Source organism: Clostridioides mangenotii TR (assembly GCF_000498755.1).
Lineage (GTDB): Bacteria > Bacillota > Clostridia > Peptostreptococcales > Peptostreptococcaceae > Metaclostridioides > Metaclostridioides mangenotii_A.
The window spans coordinates 1-20,458 of record NZ_AXUS01000028.1 but is presented as its reverse complement, the minus strand read 5'-3'; the positions used below and the strand labels follow the sequence as shown (position 1 = coordinate 20,458).

21 protein-coding genes and 1 pseudogene are annotated in these 20,458 nt (G+C 30.7%); 3 read left to right on the top strand and 19 right to left on the bottom strand.

The features are described from left to right. Window position 1: 1 nt before the first annotated feature. From T473_RS16880 to T473_RS0113020, 5 genes and pseudogenes are all read right to left on the bottom strand, one after another. Window positions 2-550: an ABC transporter ATP-binding protein gene (locus T473_RS16880; RefSeq protein ID WP_051365927.1), complete on the bottom strand. Its 549-nt coding sequence runs from the start codon at window positions 548-550 to the stop codon at window positions 2-4. A gap of 182 nt (window positions 551-732) precedes the next feature. After that, the gene (locus tag T473_RS16875) at window positions 733-1,416 is read right to left on the bottom strand and encodes an ABC transporter ATP-binding protein (protein WP_051365926.1); all 684 of its coding nucleotides are present in this window, start codon (window positions 1,414-1,416) and stop codon (window positions 733-735) included. A gap of 26 nt (window positions 1,417-1,442) precedes the next feature. Beyond that, window positions 1,443-2,971, bottom strand: a pseudogene (locus T473_RS16870) (ABC transporter substrate-binding protein). Window positions 2,972-3,042: 71 nt separating this feature from the next. Further along, window positions 3,043-3,876: an ABC transporter permease gene (locus T473_RS0113025; RefSeq protein WP_024622297.1), complete on the bottom strand. Its 834-nt coding sequence runs from the start codon at window positions 3,874-3,876 to the stop codon at window positions 3,043-3,045. Beyond that, window positions 3,860-4,831, bottom strand: coding sequence for an ABC transporter permease (locus T473_RS0113020; RefSeq protein WP_051365925.1), 972 nt, complete (start codon window positions 4,829-4,831; stop codon window positions 3,860-3,862). The genes T473_RS0113025 and T473_RS0113020 overlap by 17 nt, the downstream gene beginning before the upstream one ends. A gap of 294 nt (window positions 4,832-5,125) precedes the next feature. On the opposite strand from T473_RS0113020, the gene T473_RS0113015 reads away from it, so the two are divergent. Then, window positions 5,126-5,551 carry a MarR family winged helix-turn-helix transcriptional regulator gene (locus T473_RS0113015; RefSeq protein WP_024622295.1) on the top strand — a complete coding sequence of 142 codons (426 nt, stop codon included), beginning with the start codon at window positions 5,126-5,128 and terminating at the stop codon, window positions 5,549-5,551. Window positions 5,552-5,562: 11 nt separating this feature from the next. After that, window positions 5,563-5,955, top strand: coding sequence for an HsmA family protein (locus T473_RS0113010; RefSeq protein WP_024622294.1), 393 nt, complete (start codon window positions 5,563-5,565; stop codon window positions 5,953-5,955). 218 nt (window positions 5,956-6,173) lie between these two features. Here the strand turns inward: T473_RS0113010 and T473_RS0113005 are convergent, their stop codons facing one another. The 11 genes from T473_RS0113005 to nifV all read right to left on the bottom strand — a co-directional run bounded on the left by T473_RS0113005 (window position 6,174) and on the right by nifV (window position 17,335). Beyond that, window positions 6,174-7,610, bottom strand: a complete 1,437-nt coding sequence (locus tag T473_RS0113005; protein WP_024622293.1) for a DUF6179 domain-containing protein — start codon at window positions 7,608-7,610, stop codon at window positions 6,174-6,176. Window positions 7,611-7,620: 10 nt separating this feature from the next. After that, the gene (locus T473_RS0113000) at window positions 7,621-8,058 is read right to left on the bottom strand and encodes a DUF6323 family protein (RefSeq protein ID WP_024622292.1); all 438 of its coding nucleotides are present in this window, start codon (window positions 8,056-8,058) and stop codon (window positions 7,621-7,623) included. A 305-nt stretch (window positions 8,059-8,363) separates the two neighbouring features. Beyond that, on the bottom strand, window positions 8,364-9,290 hold the full coding sequence (locus T473_RS0112995; protein ID WP_024622291.1) for a hypothetical protein: 927 nt from the start codon (window positions 9,288-9,290) through the stop codon (window positions 8,364-8,366). 227 nt (window positions 9,291-9,517) lie between these two features. Then, complete coding sequence (locus T473_RS0112990; RefSeq protein ID WP_024622290.1) at window positions 9,518-10,750, bottom strand: glycosyltransferase family 4 protein; 1,233 nt, start codon at window positions 10,748-10,750, stop codon at window positions 9,518-9,520. Window positions 10,751-10,792: 42 nt separating this feature from the next. Beyond that, entirely contained in the window at window positions 10,793-11,005 is a 213-nt protein-coding gene (locus T473_RS19280; RefSeq protein ID WP_024622289.1) for a hypothetical protein, read from the bottom strand. Between the two features lie 119 nt (window positions 11,006-11,124). After that, entirely contained in the window at window positions 11,125-11,646 is a 522-nt protein-coding gene (locus tag T473_RS19275) for a hypothetical protein (protein ID WP_024622288.1), read from the bottom strand. 201 nt (window positions 11,647-11,847) lie between these two features. After that, window positions 11,848-12,162 (bottom strand): helix-turn-helix domain-containing protein, encoded by a 315-nt coding sequence (locus T473_RS0112975; protein WP_024622287.1) that lies wholly within the window; start codon window positions 12,160-12,162, stop codon window positions 11,848-11,850. A gap of 178 nt (window positions 12,163-12,340) precedes the next feature. Next, window positions 12,341-12,862, bottom strand: a complete 522-nt coding sequence (locus T473_RS0112970) for a nitroreductase family protein (RefSeq protein WP_024622286.1) — start codon at window positions 12,860-12,862, stop codon at window positions 12,341-12,343. A 296-nt stretch (window positions 12,863-13,158) separates the two neighbouring features. Further along, window positions 13,159-14,151, bottom strand: coding sequence for an isocitrate/isopropylmalate dehydrogenase family protein (locus tag T473_RS0112965; RefSeq protein ID WP_024622285.1), 993 nt, complete (start codon window positions 14,149-14,151; stop codon window positions 13,159-13,161). Between the two features lie 65 nt (window positions 14,152-14,216). After that, window positions 14,217-16,151, bottom strand: a complete 1,935-nt coding sequence (locus T473_RS0112960) for an aconitate hydratase (RefSeq protein ID WP_024622284.1) — start codon at window positions 16,149-16,151, stop codon at window positions 14,217-14,219. Window positions 16,152-16,153: 2 nt separating this feature from the next. Next, window positions 16,154-17,335, bottom strand: a complete 1,182-nt coding sequence (gene nifV / locus T473_RS0112955) for a homocitrate synthase (RefSeq protein WP_024622283.1) — start codon at window positions 17,333-17,335, stop codon at window positions 16,154-16,156. Window positions 17,336-17,777: 442 nt separating this feature from the next. Here nifV and T473_RS0112950 point away from each other — a divergent pair, with 442 nt between their 5' ends. Continuing rightward, window positions 17,778-18,881, top strand: coding sequence for a DEAD/DEAH box helicase (locus T473_RS0112950; RefSeq protein WP_024622282.1), 1,104 nt, complete (start codon window positions 17,778-17,780; stop codon window positions 18,879-18,881). A gap of 135 nt (window positions 18,882-19,016) precedes the next feature. Here the strand turns inward: T473_RS0112950 and T473_RS0112945 are convergent, their stop codons facing one another. Genes T473_RS0112945 through rbr form a run of 3 tightly spaced genes read right to left on the bottom strand, consistent with a single transcriptional unit; the run spans window position 19,017 to window position 20,392 of the window. Further along, window positions 19,017-19,403, bottom strand: coding sequence for a desulfoferrodoxin family protein (locus T473_RS0112945; RefSeq protein ID WP_024622281.1), 387 nt, complete (start codon window positions 19,401-19,403; stop codon window positions 19,017-19,019). A 52-nt stretch (window positions 19,404-19,455) separates the two neighbouring features. Continuing rightward, on the bottom strand, window positions 19,456-19,839 hold the full coding sequence (locus T473_RS0112940; protein WP_024622280.1) for a Fur family transcriptional regulator: 384 nt from the start codon (window positions 19,837-19,839) through the stop codon (window positions 19,456-19,458). 16 nt (window positions 19,840-19,855) lie between these two features. Continuing rightward, on the bottom strand, window positions 19,856-20,392 hold the full coding sequence (rbr, locus tag T473_RS0112935) for a rubrerythrin (protein WP_024622279.1): 537 nt from the start codon (window positions 20,390-20,392) through the stop codon (window positions 19,856-19,858). Between the last annotated feature and the right edge of the window lie 66 nt (window positions 20,393-20,458).

Here is a 20,458-nt window from a genome sequence, read left to right as displayed (position 1 = left end):
GTTATAGGCTCATCAGCAAGATAAACTTAGGCGAAGTTATTATTGCTCTGGAAATACAAATTCTTTGTTTCTCCCCACCTGAACAATCAAACGAATACTTATTTATAAAACTGCGGTCTAAACCAACTAAATCTAAAATCTCTTCAACTTTAAAATTTAGTTCAGCTTTACTAGAACATAATTTCTGTATCTTCAGTGGCTCTGAGATTATATCTCCAATTTTCATTCTAGGATTTAACGCAGAATCTGAATTTTGAAATAGAATTTGCATATTTTTACTGAAATATTCTCTATTTTGTCTATATATATCTTTATTTGAAACACATTTTTCATCAAAATATACCTCGCCTTTAGTTGGTTTTTCTATGTTCATAATTAATTTACCAAGTGTTGATTTACCCGATCCAGACTCTCCAACTAACCCAAATACCTCGCTCTTATTTACGGATAAATTCACACCATCTAAAGCCTTTACCTCTAGATTTTTACTGTAATAATATTTTCTTAGATCTTTAACTTCCAACAGTTTTCTATTATCTATATTATTCATCTATTTTAATCCTCCTTAAAAATCTATTTTCTTCAAGGAGTTTAGTAAATCCTTAGTATATAAGCTACTTGGATTTTCGTATATATCCTTACAATTTCCAACTTCCAAAATTTCACCTCTATACATTACAGCAATCCTATTTGATATACTCTTCGCTAGCCTTAAATCATGAGTAACAAATATTATAGATGTATAGTATTTTTTTGAATCTCCAAGAGCAACGTTACAATTTGTTTCTGAACTATTGTATCAAGAGATGTAGTCGGCTCATCTGCTATAATTAACTTTGGCTTATTTGATATTGCCATAGCTATTGCAATCCTCTGCAACATACCTCCAGATAATTGATGTGGATATTGTTTAAATCTCTCTTTTGGATTATCAATTCCTACATCTCCTATCAACTCTACAGCTCTTCTTTTAGCCTCTCGTTTCGATAATTTATTTGAGATAAGTATCCCCTCAATAATCTGACTTCCTACAGTCAATGTTGGATCTAGATAGGAAGCAGGATTTTGAAATACTATAGAAATATCTTTTGTTCTTATTTTGTTTGTAATTTTAGTTTTTTCGATATTATTATTTTTTCTACGGAGACTGTTATTGTCACACATAACGTTCTCATCATATCTATGTATTAAATCTACACCTTCAAACTCAATGCTCCCAGACTCAATAAAGGCATTTTTAGGGAGTATTCCCATAATAGATTTACATACTGTCGATTTACCACTTCCTGACTCTCCTACTATAGATAATACTTCACCCCTTTTTACATCTAGCGATACTCCATTTACTACTTTTATATTATTTTTCAATGTATTGAAATTTATATGTAGATTTTCTATACTAAGAAGAGTGTTCACTCCATGTCAACTCCTATTTAAGAATTTTATTTTATATCCCAATCCACTATATTTGAAAATATCCCAACACCATGATGTCCAAGTAATTTATCAGTATTTAGCCCCTCAATATTATCTTTACCTACATAAACAGCGTTTATATAAGCTATAAATGTATATGGAATATCTTTTGTCATTTCACTCTGAAAATCCTTGTAAAGTTTTGTCTTCTCATCATTATCTGCAGTTTCTCTTGCACTTTGAAGAATTCTATCTACATTTTCATTTGAATACCCACTTAAATTTGAACCTTTATCAGTTCCAAAAACTTTGTATGTGTGATCATCTGGATCAAACGGACTTCCCCATCCAATTATAGTGGAGTCTTGATTTTCCCAATCGAGATTAGTAGTTATAGTCGCTTTCGCATTTACACCGATTTCTCTTAATTGTTGTGCACAAACTTTAGCCATATCTACTCTTACTGCATCGTCTTCACTGGCAGTAATTTCAAATTCCAAATCTATTCCATCTTTTTCATACACCCCATCTTTGCCCATTATCCATCCGAGTTTTTCAATTTCATCTTTAGCTTTTTCTTTATTATATTTAAATCTTTCTATATCTTGATTGTTGTATTCTCCAAGTTGAAGCGGTGAATACGCAGATTCTCCATAACCTAAAAGTACACTTTTTACTATTGATTCTCTATCTATTGCATAACTAAGAGCATTCGGCAATCCCTTTGCTATATTCATACTGAAAAATCCTGCATTGTGGTTATAAAGTATCCCTCTATAATCTGCTGTCTTCATAATATCGATTTTAAACCCTTTTTCATCTTTAAATACAGGTATATCTTTTGGAGCAACTTGAGCTAAATCAATTTCGTTAGCCTTTAATTGAATAGTTTTTGCTTTGTCATCTGGAACTATTTTGAAGACTACTTTATCTAACTTAGGAATTTTTTCAAAGTAGTCTTCATTTTTGCTAGTGTAATACTTTGTCCTTTATCCCAATTAGTTAGTTTAAACGGACCAGTACCTATTGGATTTTGATTAAAGTTATCTGTTATAATATCTTTGTCATCAAGAATATGTTTCGGAAGTACACCAACTGATAGATAATCTAAAATCGCAGTATTTGGAGCTTTAAGTGTAAGCTTTATTTCGTCGTCACCAACTACTTCAACTTTTGTTATATCTTCATAATTTGATGCTATCTCAGATGAATTTTTAGGATCCATTATTGTATCGATGGTAAACTTCACGTCATTAGCAGTAAATTTTTCTCCATCATGCCATTTTACATCATTTCTAAGTTTAAAAGTATATGTATTGTCAGACTCGTTATAATCCCATTTTTCTGCTAAACAAGGAACTATTTTATTGTCTTTATCATGCGCAGTTAGTCCATTGAAAATAAGAGAATTTATTTCTCCATGTTCGTAAAGTGCGGGATTTATACTCGTGTAGTCATTACTCCCATAAACTAATATCTTTTCTTTTTTTTCTGAAGAACTACTCTTACTTCCTACAGAGTTATTAGAGCATCCAACTACAAGTAAAAAAGTCATTATAAGTACTAAAATTTTCGATTTCTTCAAAGTTTTACCCTCCCATATGATTTTATTTTTGAATAAACTTTCTATAAATTTCCTAGCTTTTTATTTAAATTTTCTCTGATGAAATTTCCTATGTTTGTTATTGAAACTAATGTCAAAACAATAAAAAATCCCGGTATAAATACTACCCACCATGAATTTGATAAAAGTGCTCCTTCAGACAAGGATAACATACTCCCCCAAGATGCAATTTCAACAGGAAGACCTAATCCCAAGAAGCTTAGTGTAGACTCCATAACAATTGCACTTCCAATATTACTTACTATTATAAACATTATAGAAGGTATAAAATTTGGAATAAGATGTGTTTTTAAAACATGGAGGAAACTTCCTCCCATAATCCTTGATATTACTACATATTCACTGTTTTTCATCTGATTTATTTCAACTCTTACAATCTTAGCTATACTCATCCAACTACTAATACCTATAGCTACACAAATAGTAAATATATTATTGTTGCCAAGTATACCCTGTACAAAAATTACTAAGAGTATTGTGGGGATGCTAAGCGTTATTTCACATAATCTCATAAGTATAGTGTCAATACTCTTACTAGCAAGTCCACTTATACTTCCATAAATCACTCCAACAACTGTTGATATAATTGTAGATGTAAATCCTATAAATAACGAAGCACGTCCTCCGTACCATATCAAGTTAAAAATATCTCTTCCCAAAGAATCCGTACCAAAATAAAATATATTATTTGGATGCAGATTTACACTATTTAAATCCATATATCCATGGTTTCCACCTTTTATAAATGGTATAAAAATACAGCCTAATAGTATCGCAACTATTATCAATATAGAAAATACAGGAAGTCCTTTATTTTCTTTAAAGAAGTGATTCAATATTATCACCCCTATCAAAATCTAATCTTGGATCTATTTTTCCATTAACAAATTCGGCAATATCATTTAATACAACTACAACAATACCTGTAATTAGACATAACACTAGCAACATATTGTAATCGTGGTATTTAGCACTTTCAAAGCACAAAGTTCCAAGTCCTGGATAAGAGAATACTTTTTCAACAACATACGTGCCCGCAATTATATGTGGAGCTGAAAGAGCTATCATGCTAATATAAGACGGTAAAATATTTCTTAGACAATGTTTGTATACAATATCTCTATTACTCAAACCTTTCGTCCTATATAAAAGCACATAATCTTTCCTTATTTCTTCGACCAATTTATTTCTTACCATATAGGCATAGTACCATAGATGGCTTAATACCAGCACTGATATAGGCAACACTAGATGGGTGATTCTATCAAATAAGTTTTTATCCCCTCCAATTGAATACGCTCCACTTGTCGGAAGCAGGTTTAGATTTATACTAAATACAAGTATTAAAATAAGAGACATCCAAAATGATGGAATACTGTTTAACACTGTTCCCACTCTAATTATAAGTTTGTCTGCAAAGCTATTTTCTCTTAGTGCACAAAAGATCCCTACTATAAGCGAAATTATAAATGTAAGTATATAACTTATTCCTCCTAATACTAATGTATTTTTATAAACTTCTTTTATTACATCAACTGTATTTCTCTTGTACTTTAGTGAAATTCCAAAGTCTCCTTTAGCTGCATTTATAAACCACTCCTTATATTGAATATAAATCGGTTTATTTAATCCTAATCTACTAACTGCTTTCATTTTTGCTTGAGTTGTCATTCTGTTTGCACTGTCACCATAGTATGAAACTAGTGGATCACCTGGAGCCAGTCTGGAAATATAAAAAACTACTATAGATAATACAAATATAAACACAACTGATTTTAATACCCTTTTCATAATTTTACCCACCAGTTTCTCACCTACCTTTTTACATAAAATAAAACACCTCAAGCAAAGTGTTTACTTTATGTAGTATATGAATATTAAATTATTATACTTTTAATTCCTTTTAATGCATTACATGTAAATTCTATCATTTCATAAATTCAATGTAAATGAAATCAAGTAAATACATATTTATATAGACTTAAACTTTAGTAATTTTGATCCAAGTTCTAAATACCTATTGACTAGATTATAAAAATGGTATATATTAGTTTGCATGCAAAATATACAGAAAGGAGTTTTTATATGAAAGGACATACTGACAGTTTTAAATTAGCAATGTTATTAAAGGAATTATACTCTAAGACAATGCACACAGTAGAAAGTGATTTTAGAGAAAATAATTTAACCCATCAACAGGTTACGGTTATCAAATTTTTAGGACATAATGGAGAACTTACTATATCAGAACTTTGTAACGAAATGCTCCTTGCCAAAGGAACTGTATCTGGCATAGTTTCCAGACTAGAAAAGAATGGATATATTGAAAAGTTTAAAAAAGATGGAGATCAGAGAAATACATATATAAGATTTTCTTCTAAGGGTGAAGAATTTGCTGTAAACTTTAAAAATAAAATGCAGCATAGTTTTGACTCTATATTTGAAAATTGTACTGGAAATGAACTCGAAGAACTTGCAAATAGTCTTAGAAATGTTTTATCAAAAATTTAGGAGGTAAAAATATGAATACAAAATTAATGTTTGCAATTGTATTTATTACATCAGCTTTGATATTTTATACAATAGGTGTATTTGGAGAACGTAGAGCAAAAATACTAAAGAAAACCCACGTTGTAATATTTTGGATAGGTTTATTATGTGATACTGCTGGAACTATGACTATGAGTAGTATCGCTAAAAGTGCATCTTTCCCATCTACAGGATTGACTCAAAATTTACATGGTATAACAGGTATTCTGGCAATAGTACTTATGATGTTCCATGCACTTTGGGCAACTTATGTACTTTACAAAAATGATGAGAAAAAAAAGAAGTTCTTCCATAAATTTAGTATAGTAGTTTGGATTATTTGGCTTATTCCTTACTTTATCGGTATGTATATCGGTATGTTGTAGGATTTATTATTTATAATCTCACCAACCTAAACTTCCTAAAGATGTACAAAATTTTAAAAAGATATAAGATTATAAATAAGAATGGCTGTTTCTAAAGCCATTCTTATTTATAATCTACATTCAAACGCGGAAATATACTAAAATAAATTCAAGTGATTCTTTTTATAAAATATAAATAAAATGATTATCATATATGTAATATAACTATAGACAGCTAATTAGTTCTCCGTAGTTATTTTTTGATTTATATATTCTTCAATTTGATTTATTCTATCTATATCTAAAAATCTCAATTGTTTTATATATATATCTTTCCACTCTTCATCTGTATATTTAATATCATCCATCAACTCTTTTAACAGATCTACCTCACCATTTCTAAGTGCATCACAAAAGATTATGGTCCCTAAAATAGATAACTCAACATCCCCTAATTGGATAAATAAAAATTCAATTTCATCTTCAAATAGACAGTTTGATTCCAGTATATCTACAAAGTCTTTGAGTGAATTTACATTTGTATTGATTAAATTTATTTTATCTACTTTGCTATTGCACTGTAGTATTTTATTGCACAATTCTCTAAAAGCACTATCACTCATTCTATCATCCTCGCTTATAACAAGGTTATCATGCTTTATTTCTAAAACTTCTTCTACAACTAACATATTTTTTATTAATCCATTTTTTGCTGCTGTCAGAATTTCTTCTGAAAATTTCTTCTGAAATTTAAACAAATAGTTAATTAAATTTTTGTCTTCTATGTTTAGTTTCTCAATTATAATTTGAAATGCACTGTCAACTTTGCTATTTATTATCTCTTCGGCTTGTTCTTTTTCATTTAAACTACGAAAAAACGATTCTAAATAATTTAACTCGTACTGAGATATTTTTAAATTTCCTATCTCTTTGCCTAAAAAAGTGCTAAAAACCATGTTTCCAGTTGTTATTTCAAAAATATTTATGAGAATAACCCTGTAATCTATTTTATAGTTTCTACCGTATTCATTTAAAAGATCTTGAAGTTCATTTTGTGAAAGAAGACTACAAAACTTATTTTCCGCATACATACACTCTAAGTAATTTTTCGCATAAACTATACCTTCAACAGTCATATCATCTTCTATACCCAAGGGGTAATCTATTGACGCCATTGAATTATTAGCTGAAAATTCTATATCGTACTTTTCTAAAAATGGAGTAAATCCTTCGTATACGGTATCTTTGTATGCTATATTCTCAAATTTCAATAAAAAATCATCTTTTACAATATCTGTATACAGCTTCTTACAATATTCGAAATCTACTCTAAGTTTTTCAAGTCCTTCTTCATAAATTTCAATAAATCTTTTATTAGAAATCGTATTTGCTATATCTTCTATAGTTTCAAACTTTATATTGTATGAATCTACTGCATACCAAATAGAATTCATAATTTCTTCAGCTGTTTCAACTTTAATTGAACTGCTTTGACCATTTGTGTATTTTAAAATCAATTTTTTTAATATATTTGCTACCTCTGATTGCACTCGATACAGATCATCTTTGCTTATCAGATCCATTTGAAATGATTTGTTTAAAACGTCTATAGTAAATTTACTTTTTCCGTATGTTGTTTTATCAGTCCATGTTCCATATATTTTCTGAAGTTCCATATAAACACCTCTATCCTTCTAAACTGAATTTAAAGTTCTTTGAATACTCTTCAACTTCCGACTGTATATTTTTGATTGTTCCACAAAATTTTTCATACATATCGCTTAGTAAATCTATAACATCATCATCGCTTATCATATCTAATGTCTCATTTTTAAAATAGTAAAACAAATCTTGAATATCAACAACTGCTTCTAGGTAGTCTTCATGATTTGTATATTGTGATTTGTAAATAAATTCTACTATCTGATTTGTAATATCAATACCAAAATCTATTCTTCCCATATGTTTTAATGAAGTATCTCGCCATTCTACTATAACCTCTACATCTTCTCTCGATAACAATAGACCATACTCATAAGACTCATTATTTGACTGAAACAGATCATTTTGCAGCGCTACATTTAAACCATTATTCATAATGTCAACTACACTTAAGGAAGACATATTTCCACCTCTTTCTAATCTTTTTTAATTACAGCTACAGCTTGACATTTATTTCGATCTGTGATATGATATAATTGTATTAATATAATCATTTTCTGATTTTTGTCATACCTTTTATTTTAATACTTTTTTTAATTTTTGTCAATATCTTTAATTATAATTTAAATAAATTCTGTAAAATAATAATAAAAGGGATCTACACGCAATTAACTAATTGCACGTAGATCCCCTTTTCGAAACTTTTACTTAGACTTATTACTTATTTAGTCGTATTTTTTTAATAAGTTTATTCACTTCCGAGATTTCTACTTGTCAGATTTATTTGCCTGTAAATTTTTTCTTTTACGACTATTATTTACATTAGCACAATTTCTACAGGATGGAGAACAGTACAATGACTTGGCGTTTGTAGGAATATATATTTTACCGCAGTACTTACATTTGTTTAAATGTGAAGTATCTCCTGTTATTGCAAATGCGTATATAGTTTCTATAGTATTTTTTAAAGAATCAAACTCCCAAGCAATATTTGCCTTATCAAGATAAGAAATTGTAAATCCTATCTTCTGCGGATTAAATCCTCCAGATATAATTGTCACTGCATCAGTTAAGTGGTTTGACGATTTTCTAAATACTAGTATTTGTCTGAAGTGCCTTGCAATGTCCTTTGCAAAGCTCAGTATCCAGTCGTATCTCTCTGCATAAAATTTTGAGAATACAACATCTAAAATAAGTGGTCTCTTTCCAAAAAACTTCGGAGAATCTTCCCTTTTCTTAACGTCTATTCCTCGCTTAAATTTCCTAAAGTATAGATCTTCATCTTCAATAAACGGTATAAATTTATTTATATATTCAGTAGCATCTAATAGGCTTTCCTTAGTTATATAATTTTTTTCTACCATTAATACTTTATCTTCATCTACTATATTTCTATTGTAAACACTAGAATAAACTAATCCTAAAAGTCCGTATTTTTTACAAAATTCAAGTATCATTTGCTTTAAATTATTTTCTTTTTCTTCTGTTTTTTCCCCTGATATAGCGTATTCTCCTATTTGTAATATATCGACTACTATGACATCGGCAACATCAAAAGGATTAAAAAGTTCAAATGTAGCTTCTTCTGTAGGCACTATATATAATTCTCCAGTTTCATTTTCTCTATATTCATAATCACTATATCTAATCCATTCACTTGCAAAGTTACCTACAAGTCCTATTTTTTTACTCATTATAATTACCTCCAAGCTTTAGTAATATCTTTTTTAATTATACTATTACATTTTTATTATTGCAAGAGTTTATATTAATTATATATCAATCTTATGTTTATCGATTCTACATATTCTAATTTCATCTATTTTGCCTAATTCTTTAATTATATTTACAATCATTCAGTAGCTTTATACAAAAAATACCCACAATATTTATATTTATTATTGCAGGTATAATGTAATAGTTAATTATATTTTGTTATTAAGCCTTCCGATATTTTTTCTATTCTAACAGCCAAAGCATCCCATGTTTTATCCCTCATAGATAACTCGTCCTTTTTATCACGATGTGATATCAAATCTATTCTACTCGATATAGATTTAGCTAGCCTCTTTTCAAAATCTAAAACCTCATCTTCTTTTGGAACTCCTTGACCTATCATAGCTGGAAGCTCTACGTAGTCAATTTTTTTAGTATTATTAATAGTATCTCCCAACCATTCTTTAACACCAGATATTTTCGTCAAGATCACATCATCTCCGCATGCTAATGCTTCAAGAGCTACTATCGGCAATCCCTCATAAAATGACGGAAGTATAAACAACTGCGATCTATTAAATAACTCAGCTAAATCATTTTGATTCAATTTACCGACAAAATTTACTTTGTACTTAGATTTTATTGCCATATCAAATATTTCATTGTATGTCTTTACATCGCTTCCGTTACCAGCAAAGTTTAACTCTATAAAGTCCTCAGGGTAATTTAACAAATCCAAGGAATTTATTAGAGACTTTAATCCCTTTGACTCACAAATTTTACCCGCGTAACTTATATTTATCTTTTCATTAGATGTAAAGTACTTTTTGTTGTAAAATATCTTATCATTATATCCACTACCAATGACAACCACTTTATTTTTATCTACAGAAAAGGTATTAATTATATCATTTTTCTGCTCATCGTGAAGTGCGAAAATTAAATCTAATCCACTTATTCCTTCTAAAATCATTTCTCTCTCAAGATCTATTGTTTTAAACTGTCTAAGACAAGTTCCATGACATATTGACACTACTTTTATGTCTTTAATTAAACTCCTCACAAATGAAGTAAGCAAATACAAATGATGGCAAATCACAATGTCTGGTTTTAATCTTTCTACCGCTATATCAATATTTTTCTTAAATTCACTCTTTACAGTCTCCACTTGCAGCCTATCTAAGTCCCTATATCTAGTGCTTTTATACGGCATTGAATCGCTCATGCCTACTACCGAGAAATTAAGAGGATATCTGTTAAAAATAACGGGATAGAAATCAATATTTCCATCAAAGCAATTCCTATTATCATCATTATCAATCCCAGCTATAACAGCTTGTTTATGTCCCATTTTTTCAAATTCGTTTACTATTCCAGACAAGTATACGCCGCTACCCGTACTATTTGGTTTTTGTGTTATTATATGGAGAATGTTCATAATAATACCTCCATTCTTATTCAAAAATCTCCATGTTTACCTTTATTCTCTATCTAAATTAAAGTAAACACAAGATGAGTCGTCTTTAATCTTAAACCTTGGTATTTTCATAGCATTTGAATCCTCTTCTTCAAATTTTCTGATTAGGTTATATATGTGTTCTATACCGTATTTTTCTGCGACCTCTAAAATTTCTTCTTCTCGAAAAATACCATACCTTTCACAAGCACATGTAAATCCATCACTTGCCAACATAAAAGATGAGTTTTCTTTTATATTTAAGTAACCATGTAGTGAATTTGGAATAGCTCCTTTATCAAAATCAAGTATCCAATATCCACCCTCTGTATTTTTTTTAAGCCTGTTAGAAATTATTATATCCTGAACTCTATCCCTAACTTCTTTAAAGGCTTATTGCTAGTTTTAACTATATCTATCATTTTATCAAATACCAGATTATCAAATTCACATACTGTATTATCTTTTATTATCCTATTTTCACCATTCCTCATAAATAGAGAACAGTCACCTAACATTAGATACTCTATTTTATCTTCGTGAAATTTAACTATTGCAATTGAACTTGATGGTAAATCTAGTTTGTCTACTGTAACTCCATTAAGCCTTTTTTTATATTCAATATTTATTTCTTCAATGCCCTTTTCTATAATAAGCTTTAGAGTAGTACTATTGGATATATTTTTGTATAAAAATTCATTCCACCATTGTACATACCATCTTGCATCGCTATTCTCAGAAACTAAATTCCTTCTATTTAATCCCGTCGCACCATCTAAAACCCAAGCTCCAGACGGCGTTATCCCGACTACATCTTCATTGTACTCAGAGGATCCTTGATTACAAAATAAGCAATAGTTCTTAATTATTAACTCCATAGAGCCCTCCTATAGTTGTATATTAAAAGAGTTTTATATATTTATTTATACACATATTCACATTAAAATATATTTTACCAGTTAATTTAAAATTATATTGTATAAAGCTTTAATTATCAAGAATAAAAGGTATTTATAAAAAAAGCAGGGATACCATTAGTTATTAGATAACTTTTGATATCCTTACTCATAAACACTATTTTATTCATCGTACATCCCATTTAAGACTCTACTCACTGTCGCCTTACTCCAATTGGTTACATGTGAAATTTCTCTATAGCTCATTCCATTTTGTCTTAGATCTTTAATTACATCTATATCCGAATCTTTTATCTGCTTTTCTTTAGGCTTCAGATAGTTTCTATGATCTTTAAATTTCTCGATTTCTGACCTTAACGAATCTATTTCCTCTTGTTTAGTTTTTAATTTCACTTCATATAATTCCTTCATCTGATTAAAGTCTTTAATATAATCTTGTTTCCAATCCTTCTTTTCTTTAGTTTTAAAAATAGCCATTTTAACCTCCTCATTTCGTTACCCACGTTATGTATCAATCATAGACAATAACTTCTATTGAGGAGCTTTAAAACCTTCTAAATAGCTATATAAATATATAGTTAAATTCTTTTATATTCTTACAAGTTGATTGAATTTTTAGCAACATCTCTTATAAGGATTGTCATAAATTACATTTCTATAACTTATTAAAGTGAAATTTTTCAGATTTTAGATCCGAATCTTCATATCTTTTTTTTACTTCATCGGGGTATCCTACAGATATAATACACTCTACCCTGTATTTCTCAGGTATATCCATAAGATTTTTTATAAACAATTCTGTAGTCTCACTTTCAGAATACATTCTATTTCTGACTTGAATCCAGCATGAACCCAAGCCCATCGACTCTGCTTGAAGCTGTATAAATGCACCAGCAATACAAGCATCTTCTACCCAAACATCGCTTTTTTCTTCGTTGCCTAATATAACTATACCTAAAGGTGAATTGGCCAAAAATCTGGCAGCTCCATTTTCCCTACTTCCTGAAATCCCTTTAAGTATTTCTTTATCATCAATAGCGATAAATTCCCACGATTTTGAATTTTTAGATGTAGGAGCTAAGATGCCAGCTTTTAGTAACTCTTCTATTTTTTCCTTTTCAATAATTGTATTTTTGTATTTTCTAATACTTCTTCTTCTTTTAAGCATATCCAACATAATATCTACCACCTTTTTCACTATATTGTATATTTTAATTTTAGTTCTTTTCACCTATAATTAAAAGTACTCTTTTAAAAATAAATTTTTCTTCCATCCATATGCGGATGAAATCCCGTTTTCACTCTATCGTCCATAAAGTGACCTCCTATTATCATTATATTATATAAAGCAAAATAGAGCGCCTTCTAGTTGATAACATATCAACTAAGAGACGCTCCTAATAACCTATAAGCAATTTAATCTACTCGTCACAAAACCTTTTAATGGCTTTTATGGATGATAAATCAAAACACTTATAAATACTTACATACTTCGTCTGTGAACGAAGTAGTAGAAGCACTTCCACCTAAATCCACAGTTAAATTTTCACCTTTTAAAAATACTTGCTCTAATGCACTCTCAATTTTTGTAGCCTTCTCCTGCTCTCCTAAATGTCTAAGCATCATTACAGCTGATTGTATTATTGCAGTTGGATTAGCTTTATTTTGACCAGCTATTTGAGGAGCACTTCCATGAACTGCTTCAAATATAGCTACATCTTTACCTATATTTGCACTTGGAATTATTCCAAGCCCTCCAACAAGCCCTGCACCTAAATCAGAAAGAATATCTCCATAAAGATTTGGCATTACCATAACATCGTACTTTTCAGGATTTAAAACCAAGTTCATAGCTGCTGCATCTACTATTAAATCATCAAAATCTACACCGTGCTTTTCAGAAACTTCTCTAGATACTTCTAGAAACAATCCATCTGATAATTTCATTATGTTAGCTTTGTGTATAGCCGTAAGTTTTTTCCTGTTGTTTTCTTTGACATAGTTACAAGCAAAGTCAACAATTCTCTCACATGCAGGTCTAGTAATCAGCTTTATACTTTCAGCTCCGTAGTCACCTATTTTATGCTCTATTCCCGCATAAAGATCTTCTGTATTTTCTCTTACAACAACTAAGTCTACATCTTCATATCTCGATTTAATACCTTTAAAACTCTTAATCGGTCTTAAATTCACATATAAATCTAAAGCTTGTCTTAGCGTAACATTTACACTTCTAAAGCCCTTACCTATAGGTGTAGTTATTGGTCCTTTAATAGCTATTTTATTCTTTTTAATGCTGTCTATAACATAATCAGGAAGCGGTGTACTGTATTCTTCCATAACTGCTTCTCCTGCTTCAACTCTTTCCCACTCTATATCTACTCCAGCAGCTTTTACTACTTTTACCATAGCTTCTGAAACTTCTGGCCCTATTCCATCTCCAGGAATTAAAGTAACTTTGTACATGTCAGTACCTCCAAATAATATTTTAATGACTGTATTTCTAATAATTGTCTTGTTGTAAAAGCAATCTATTTAGCTGCTGCTGTTTCGTTTTTATTGTAGTTTAATTTTCCACCAGCTTTTAGTACATCTATCTCTTTTTCTGAAAGTTCTACTCTAACAAGTATTTTTTCACCAGTAGTTACATTGCTTATCTCTATACTTCCAGTTTCTAATTTATCTAAAATATTAGGAAATTCTAATTTGTCTAATAGGTTTATTTTATTGTAATCAGCCTCATCAATAAATTCCATCGGGACAATACCACTGTTTATAAGATTTGCTTTATGAATTCTAGCAAAACTCTTAACAAGTACACCTTTGACCCCTAAATAAAGAGGTGCAAGCGCAGCATGCTCTCTACTAGATCCTTGACCGTAGTTATCGCCGCCAATTATAAATCCTCCATTGTTCTCTTTAGCTCTATCCGGGAAAGACTCATCCACAGTATTAAAGCAGAAGTTTGCTAGGTATGGAATATTACTTCTAAAAGGAAGTAATTTGGCATTTGAAGGCATTATATGATCTGTAGTTATATTATCTTCAACTTTGAGTATTACACTTCCAGCTATACTTTTTTCAAGTTCTTTGCTAACAGGGAAAGGCTTGATATTAGGTCCTCTTACAACTTCAACCTTATTTCCATCTTCTGATGGATCAATTATCATACTATCGTCTATTAAAAAGGCATCTACAGTTAAATTTTTAAATTTAATATCGTATTTTGATGGATCAGTTAATACTCCTTCTACAGCACTAACAGCCGCTGTTTCTGGGCTGACTAAGTAAACATCAGCACTAAGAGTTCCACTTCTTCCATAGAAGTTACGGTTAAATGTTCTAAGAGATACAGCATCTGTCCCTGGAGATTGACCCATTCCTATACACGGTCCACAAGAGTTTTCTAAAATTCTTCCTCCAGCACTTATAATATCGCCTAGTGCTCCATTTCTAGCAATCATTTCCATAACTTGTCTCGAACCTGGAGCTATAACTAAACTCACATCTTTGTGAACTTTTCTTCCCTTTAAGACTTGTGCCACCTTCATCAAATCTTCGTATGATGAATTTGTACAACTTCCTATTGCAACTTGATCCACTTTTATTTCACCTATATTTGATATCTCATCAACATTGTCAGGGCTGTGTGGTTTCGCTGCAAGAGGCTTTAATTCAGATAGATTTATAGTAATCTCTTGATCGTAAGTAGCATCTTCATCAGCCTTTAAATCCAACCATTCATCAACCCTATTTTGACTTGCGAAAAAGTCTCTTGTCTTATCATCGCTTGGGAATATCGATGTAGTTGCTCCAAGTTCAGCTCCCATATTTGTAACTGTAGCTCTTTGAGGCACTGAAAGGTACTTAATACCTTCTCCGCCGTATTCATAAACTTTTCCAACTCCACCTTTTACAGTCTCTCTTCTAAGAACTTCAAGTATGATATCTTTAGATGAAACCATAGGATTTAACTTCCCAATTAGATTGACCTTACAGACTTTAGGTGCTTTTATATAGTATGTTCCACCAGCCATAGCTATCGCAACATCTAATCCCCCAGCTCCCATTGCTAGCATCCCCACACCGCCAGCTGTAGGCGTGTGGCTGTCCGATCCTAAAAGTGTATCCCCTGGAGTTGAGAATCTCTCAAGAAATACTTGGTGGCAGATTCCATTTCCAGGCTTTGAAAATAACACTCCGTATTTTTCTGCTACAGTTTGTATATACTTGTGGTCATCCGCATTTTCAAATCCTTGTTGCAACATATTGTGATCTACAAACGCAACACTTCTCTTTGTCTTAACTCTGTCTATTTCCATAGCTTCTAATTGTAAGTAAGCCATAGTACCTGTCGAGTCCTGTGTAAGTGTCTGATCTATTTTAATACCTATAGAGTTTCCTGCTACAAGTTCACCTTCAACTAAATGTTTCTTAAGTATTTTATAAACTAAATTCGTTCCCATTCTTAACCTCCCACAACTTCTGTACTGATTGTCTCTTCTTTAGCAATTACATCGCAGTATAGATGTATTATTTCTTTGTCCATTAGACTTCTCTTCAATCTTATTGATGTAGCTCTAACTGCTTCTAATATTTTTCCTGCAAGTTCTGGAGATACATGTATATCGTATTCATTTAATTTATTAACTATAGAAGCTCTTCCAGAGTGCTTTCCAATCACTATCTTTCTCTCTAATGCAACTTCTTTTGGATCGAAGGCTTCATAGTTTTGTGGATCTTTAAGAGCACCGTCAGCATGTATTCCTGATTCGTGAATAAACATGTTTTCCCCTACAACCGGCTTCCATATTGGAAGTTGTCTGTTTGAAGCTTGCGAAACATACTCACATATACCTTTGAACTTAGTAGTATCTATATTATCAGCACTGTATCCATATAGATATTTAAGACCCATTATAACTTCTTCTAAAGCTGCATTTCCTGCTCTCTCGCCTAAGCCGTTAACTGTTACTCCAACATAATTTGCTCCTGCATCTACTCCAGCAAGTGCATTTGCAGTAGCCATTCCAAAATCATTATGTGTGTGCATTTCTATATCAAAGTTAGTTCTATCGTAAAGTGTTTTAATACTTCTTGCAACTTCCTGAGGATTCATTATTCCTACAGTATCACAATATCTAAATCTATCTGCACCAGCTTGTTTACCAACTTCTATAAACTCAGTTAAAAAATCTAAATCAGCTCTAGACGCATCTTCTCCATTTACTGAAACATAAAGTCCATTTTTCTTAGCAAACTCAACACTCTTAGCCATGTTTTCTAAAACCCAGCCCCTTGAAGTTCTAAGTTTATTTTCTATATGTATGTCAGATACAGATATTGATATTGCAACTGAATCAACACCACATTCTATAGATTTTTCTATATCGGATATAACCGCTCTATTCCAAGCCATTATGCTAGATTTCAAATTTCTATTGCATATATCTTTTATTGCTTTAAGCTCATCTCCACCCATAGTAGGTATTCCAACTTCTAACTGATCTATACCTAAATCACTAAGCATTTCTGCTATCATTATCTTCTCTCTGTTTGCAAATACTACTCCTGCAGTTTGCTCTCCATCTCTCAATGTAGTATCAACTATTTTAATTTTTCTCCCATTTTCTTTTCCTATTAAGCTCATGTTAAAACCCCCTAATTTTTTAATTTTTCTTTTTTATCGGCTTCCTTTTGAATATTTATTTTTAATTTGTTCATTTTACGAAATTTTGCAAGTTATTTTTTAAATCTTTCATTTATTTATTCTATTATATAATTTAATTAACGAAAATGCACTACCTTTTTGCTTAAAAATTAAACTTCTTTTTTAATAAAGTTTTTGTTTTATTTAAGCTCATAAATGTATATTTATTTATATTATTTGGATGTTTTCACTAATTTTTTAAATTATTCTTTGATTATTTAACCTCTATTTAACACTATTTTTACTTTTTAAAATTGTTTTTTGAAATATTTAATATATCGAGCATCATTTTCCCATATAAAAGCAATAATATTGATATAGGTCAACATGTATGATATCATTATATAGCTATAAATTATAAATAAAATTGCGGGGTAATTTAATGAACTTTAAAGATTTAAAAATTAGCAATAATTTGATAGATGTTTTAAACCAAAACGGAATAGAATCTCCTACTCCAGTACAAGAGAAAAGTATATTACCTATTATGTACGGAAGAGATATTATAGCTCAAGCGAAGACTGGAACTGGTAAGACTTTGGCATTCTTATTACCTATATTTGAAAAAATATCAACAGACAGCAAAGATGTACAAGCACTTATCCTTACACCTACAAGAGAACTTGCACTGCAAATAACTGAAGAAGCAAAAAAATTAAGCAAAGGTAAAGATGTTAATATACTTGCTGCATACGGCGGAAAAGATATTTCAGCTCAGATCAATAAGCTTAAAGGAAGTGTTCAGCTTGTTATAGCCACTCCAGGACGTCTTTTAGACCATATAAATAGAAAAACTATTGATCTTAGCAAACTAAAAATGTTTGTATTAGATGAAGCAGATCAAATGTTGTTCATTGGTTTTAAAAATGAGATAGAAGCTATAATGAAAGAGACTCCTAAGAAAAAGCAAAACTTATGCTTTTCGGCTACTATAGATTCACAAGTTAAAAAACTAATGTATAGATATATGCTAGATCCTGAAATAATATCAATAGACACATCAACCGAAGTTCTACCTAATATAAAACAAGATATTGTCGAAACTACAGACAGAAGAAAACTCGATGCTCTAGTAACAACTTTGAAAGAAGATAGTCCGTTTCTGTCAATAATATTTTGTAGAACTAAAAGAAGAGTCGATAAATTGGATGGAGAACTTAAGCAAAGAGGTTTTAATTGCGATAAAATCCACAGCGATATAAGCCAGGCAAAAAGAGAAAGAACTATGAAATCTTTTAGGGATTTAAAGATACAGTATTTAATAGCTACCGATGTTGCATCTAGAGGTCTAGATATTAGTGGAGTTGACTCAATATACAATTACGATATACCAGAGCACTATGAAGATTATATCCACCGTATGGGTAGAACTGGTAGATCTGGTGAAAAGGGATATACTTGTACTTTTATTTCACCTAAAAACAGTAATATGTTAGATGAGATTGAAAAAAGACTTGGATTTAAAATAACTAGAAGAGAAGTTTAAATTATAAACTACCTTTTTTTGGTCTATAGTTCTAAATATAATTAAGATTATATAAAGTAAAAAAGGTTGTCTCGATATCGAGACAACCTTTTTTACTTTATATAATTTGATTAATTTTTACTAGTAAATTAAATCCTAAACATCAGCTTTCCATAATCCATGTATATTACAGTATTCGTAGGCACTTACAGCCTTATCTCCATCAGTCAACTCAAAAGTAGCTACTGGCTCTCCGTTATGATCTAAGTATTTACGTTGACATCCTTTTTCTGTGTAAAGTACTATCCAAGCTATATGGTGATCATCACCCATTGGATGTATTGTACTTCCTACAGTTACTTTAACAGTATTTCCATTTACTTCGATTACAGGAACGTGTTTTTCATTAGCTGCGTCAGTAGTATTAGGAACTAGTTCTTGCATGTAGTCCCCACAACATACTAGCTCTATTCCTGAATCTTCTATCATCTCTACAATATTTCCACAAGCCTCACAAAAATAAAATTTAGGTGTTTGGTTCATTATTAATCCCTCCAGTATTCTTTCTATTTTATATTTTTTGGTTTTCCCTGGTTTAAATTTCTTTATCTTCACAATCAGAGCAAATGCCTCTAAAGCTTATATTGCTTGATGTTATTTTTATACCCTTTTCTCTAGCTATGCAATCATTTAAATTTAATAAATTATCTGATTCAATATCTAGTACTTTCCCACATATGTTACATTTAAAATGATAGTGTTCGCTTAGAATAGCATCAAATCTATCTGGCTCCCCAGGAAAACTTACTTTATTTATAAGTCCGTTTACTGAAAGTTGAGATAAATTTCGATAGACTGTACCTAAACTTAAGTTTGGATTATCCTTTTTTAGCTTTTCATAGATATAATCAGCTGTCGGATGTATATCATTTTCGCGTACAGCTTCTAAGATCATATCCCTTTGTTTAGAAAATTTCACAGTCTAAAAATTATTATTAATAGTTTTCAGACTTAACTTCAAAGAATGCTTGTGGATGTTCACATACAGGGCATACTCCAGGAGCTTCTGTTCCTACGTGTATATGTCCACAGTTTTGACATTTCCAAACTACAGTATTTCCTTTTTTGAATACTGTGCCATCATTTAAGCTTTGTAAAAGTTTAAGGTATCTTTCCTCATGCTCTTTTTCTATAGTTCCTACTGCTTCGAATAAGTATGCTAATTTAGCAAATCCTTCTTCTTTTGCATCAGCAGCAAATTTAACGTACATATCAGTCCACTCGTAGTTTTCACCTTCAGCAGCGTCTTTTAAGTTTTGAGCTGTATCTGGCATTCCATCACGTAGAGCTTTAAACCATAATTTAGCATGCTCTTTCTCATTGTGTGAAGTTTCATCAAATATATCAGCTATTTGGTTGTATCCTTCTTTTCTAGCTTGAGAAGCATAGAATGAGTATTTTACTCTAGCTTGAGACTCCCCAGCAAATCCATTAAGTAAGTTTTGTTCTGTTTTAGTTCCTTTTAAATTCATATTAATATCCTCCTTAGTATTTTTAATTTCAGAAATAGTAATCATTACTATTTCTATTTATATATT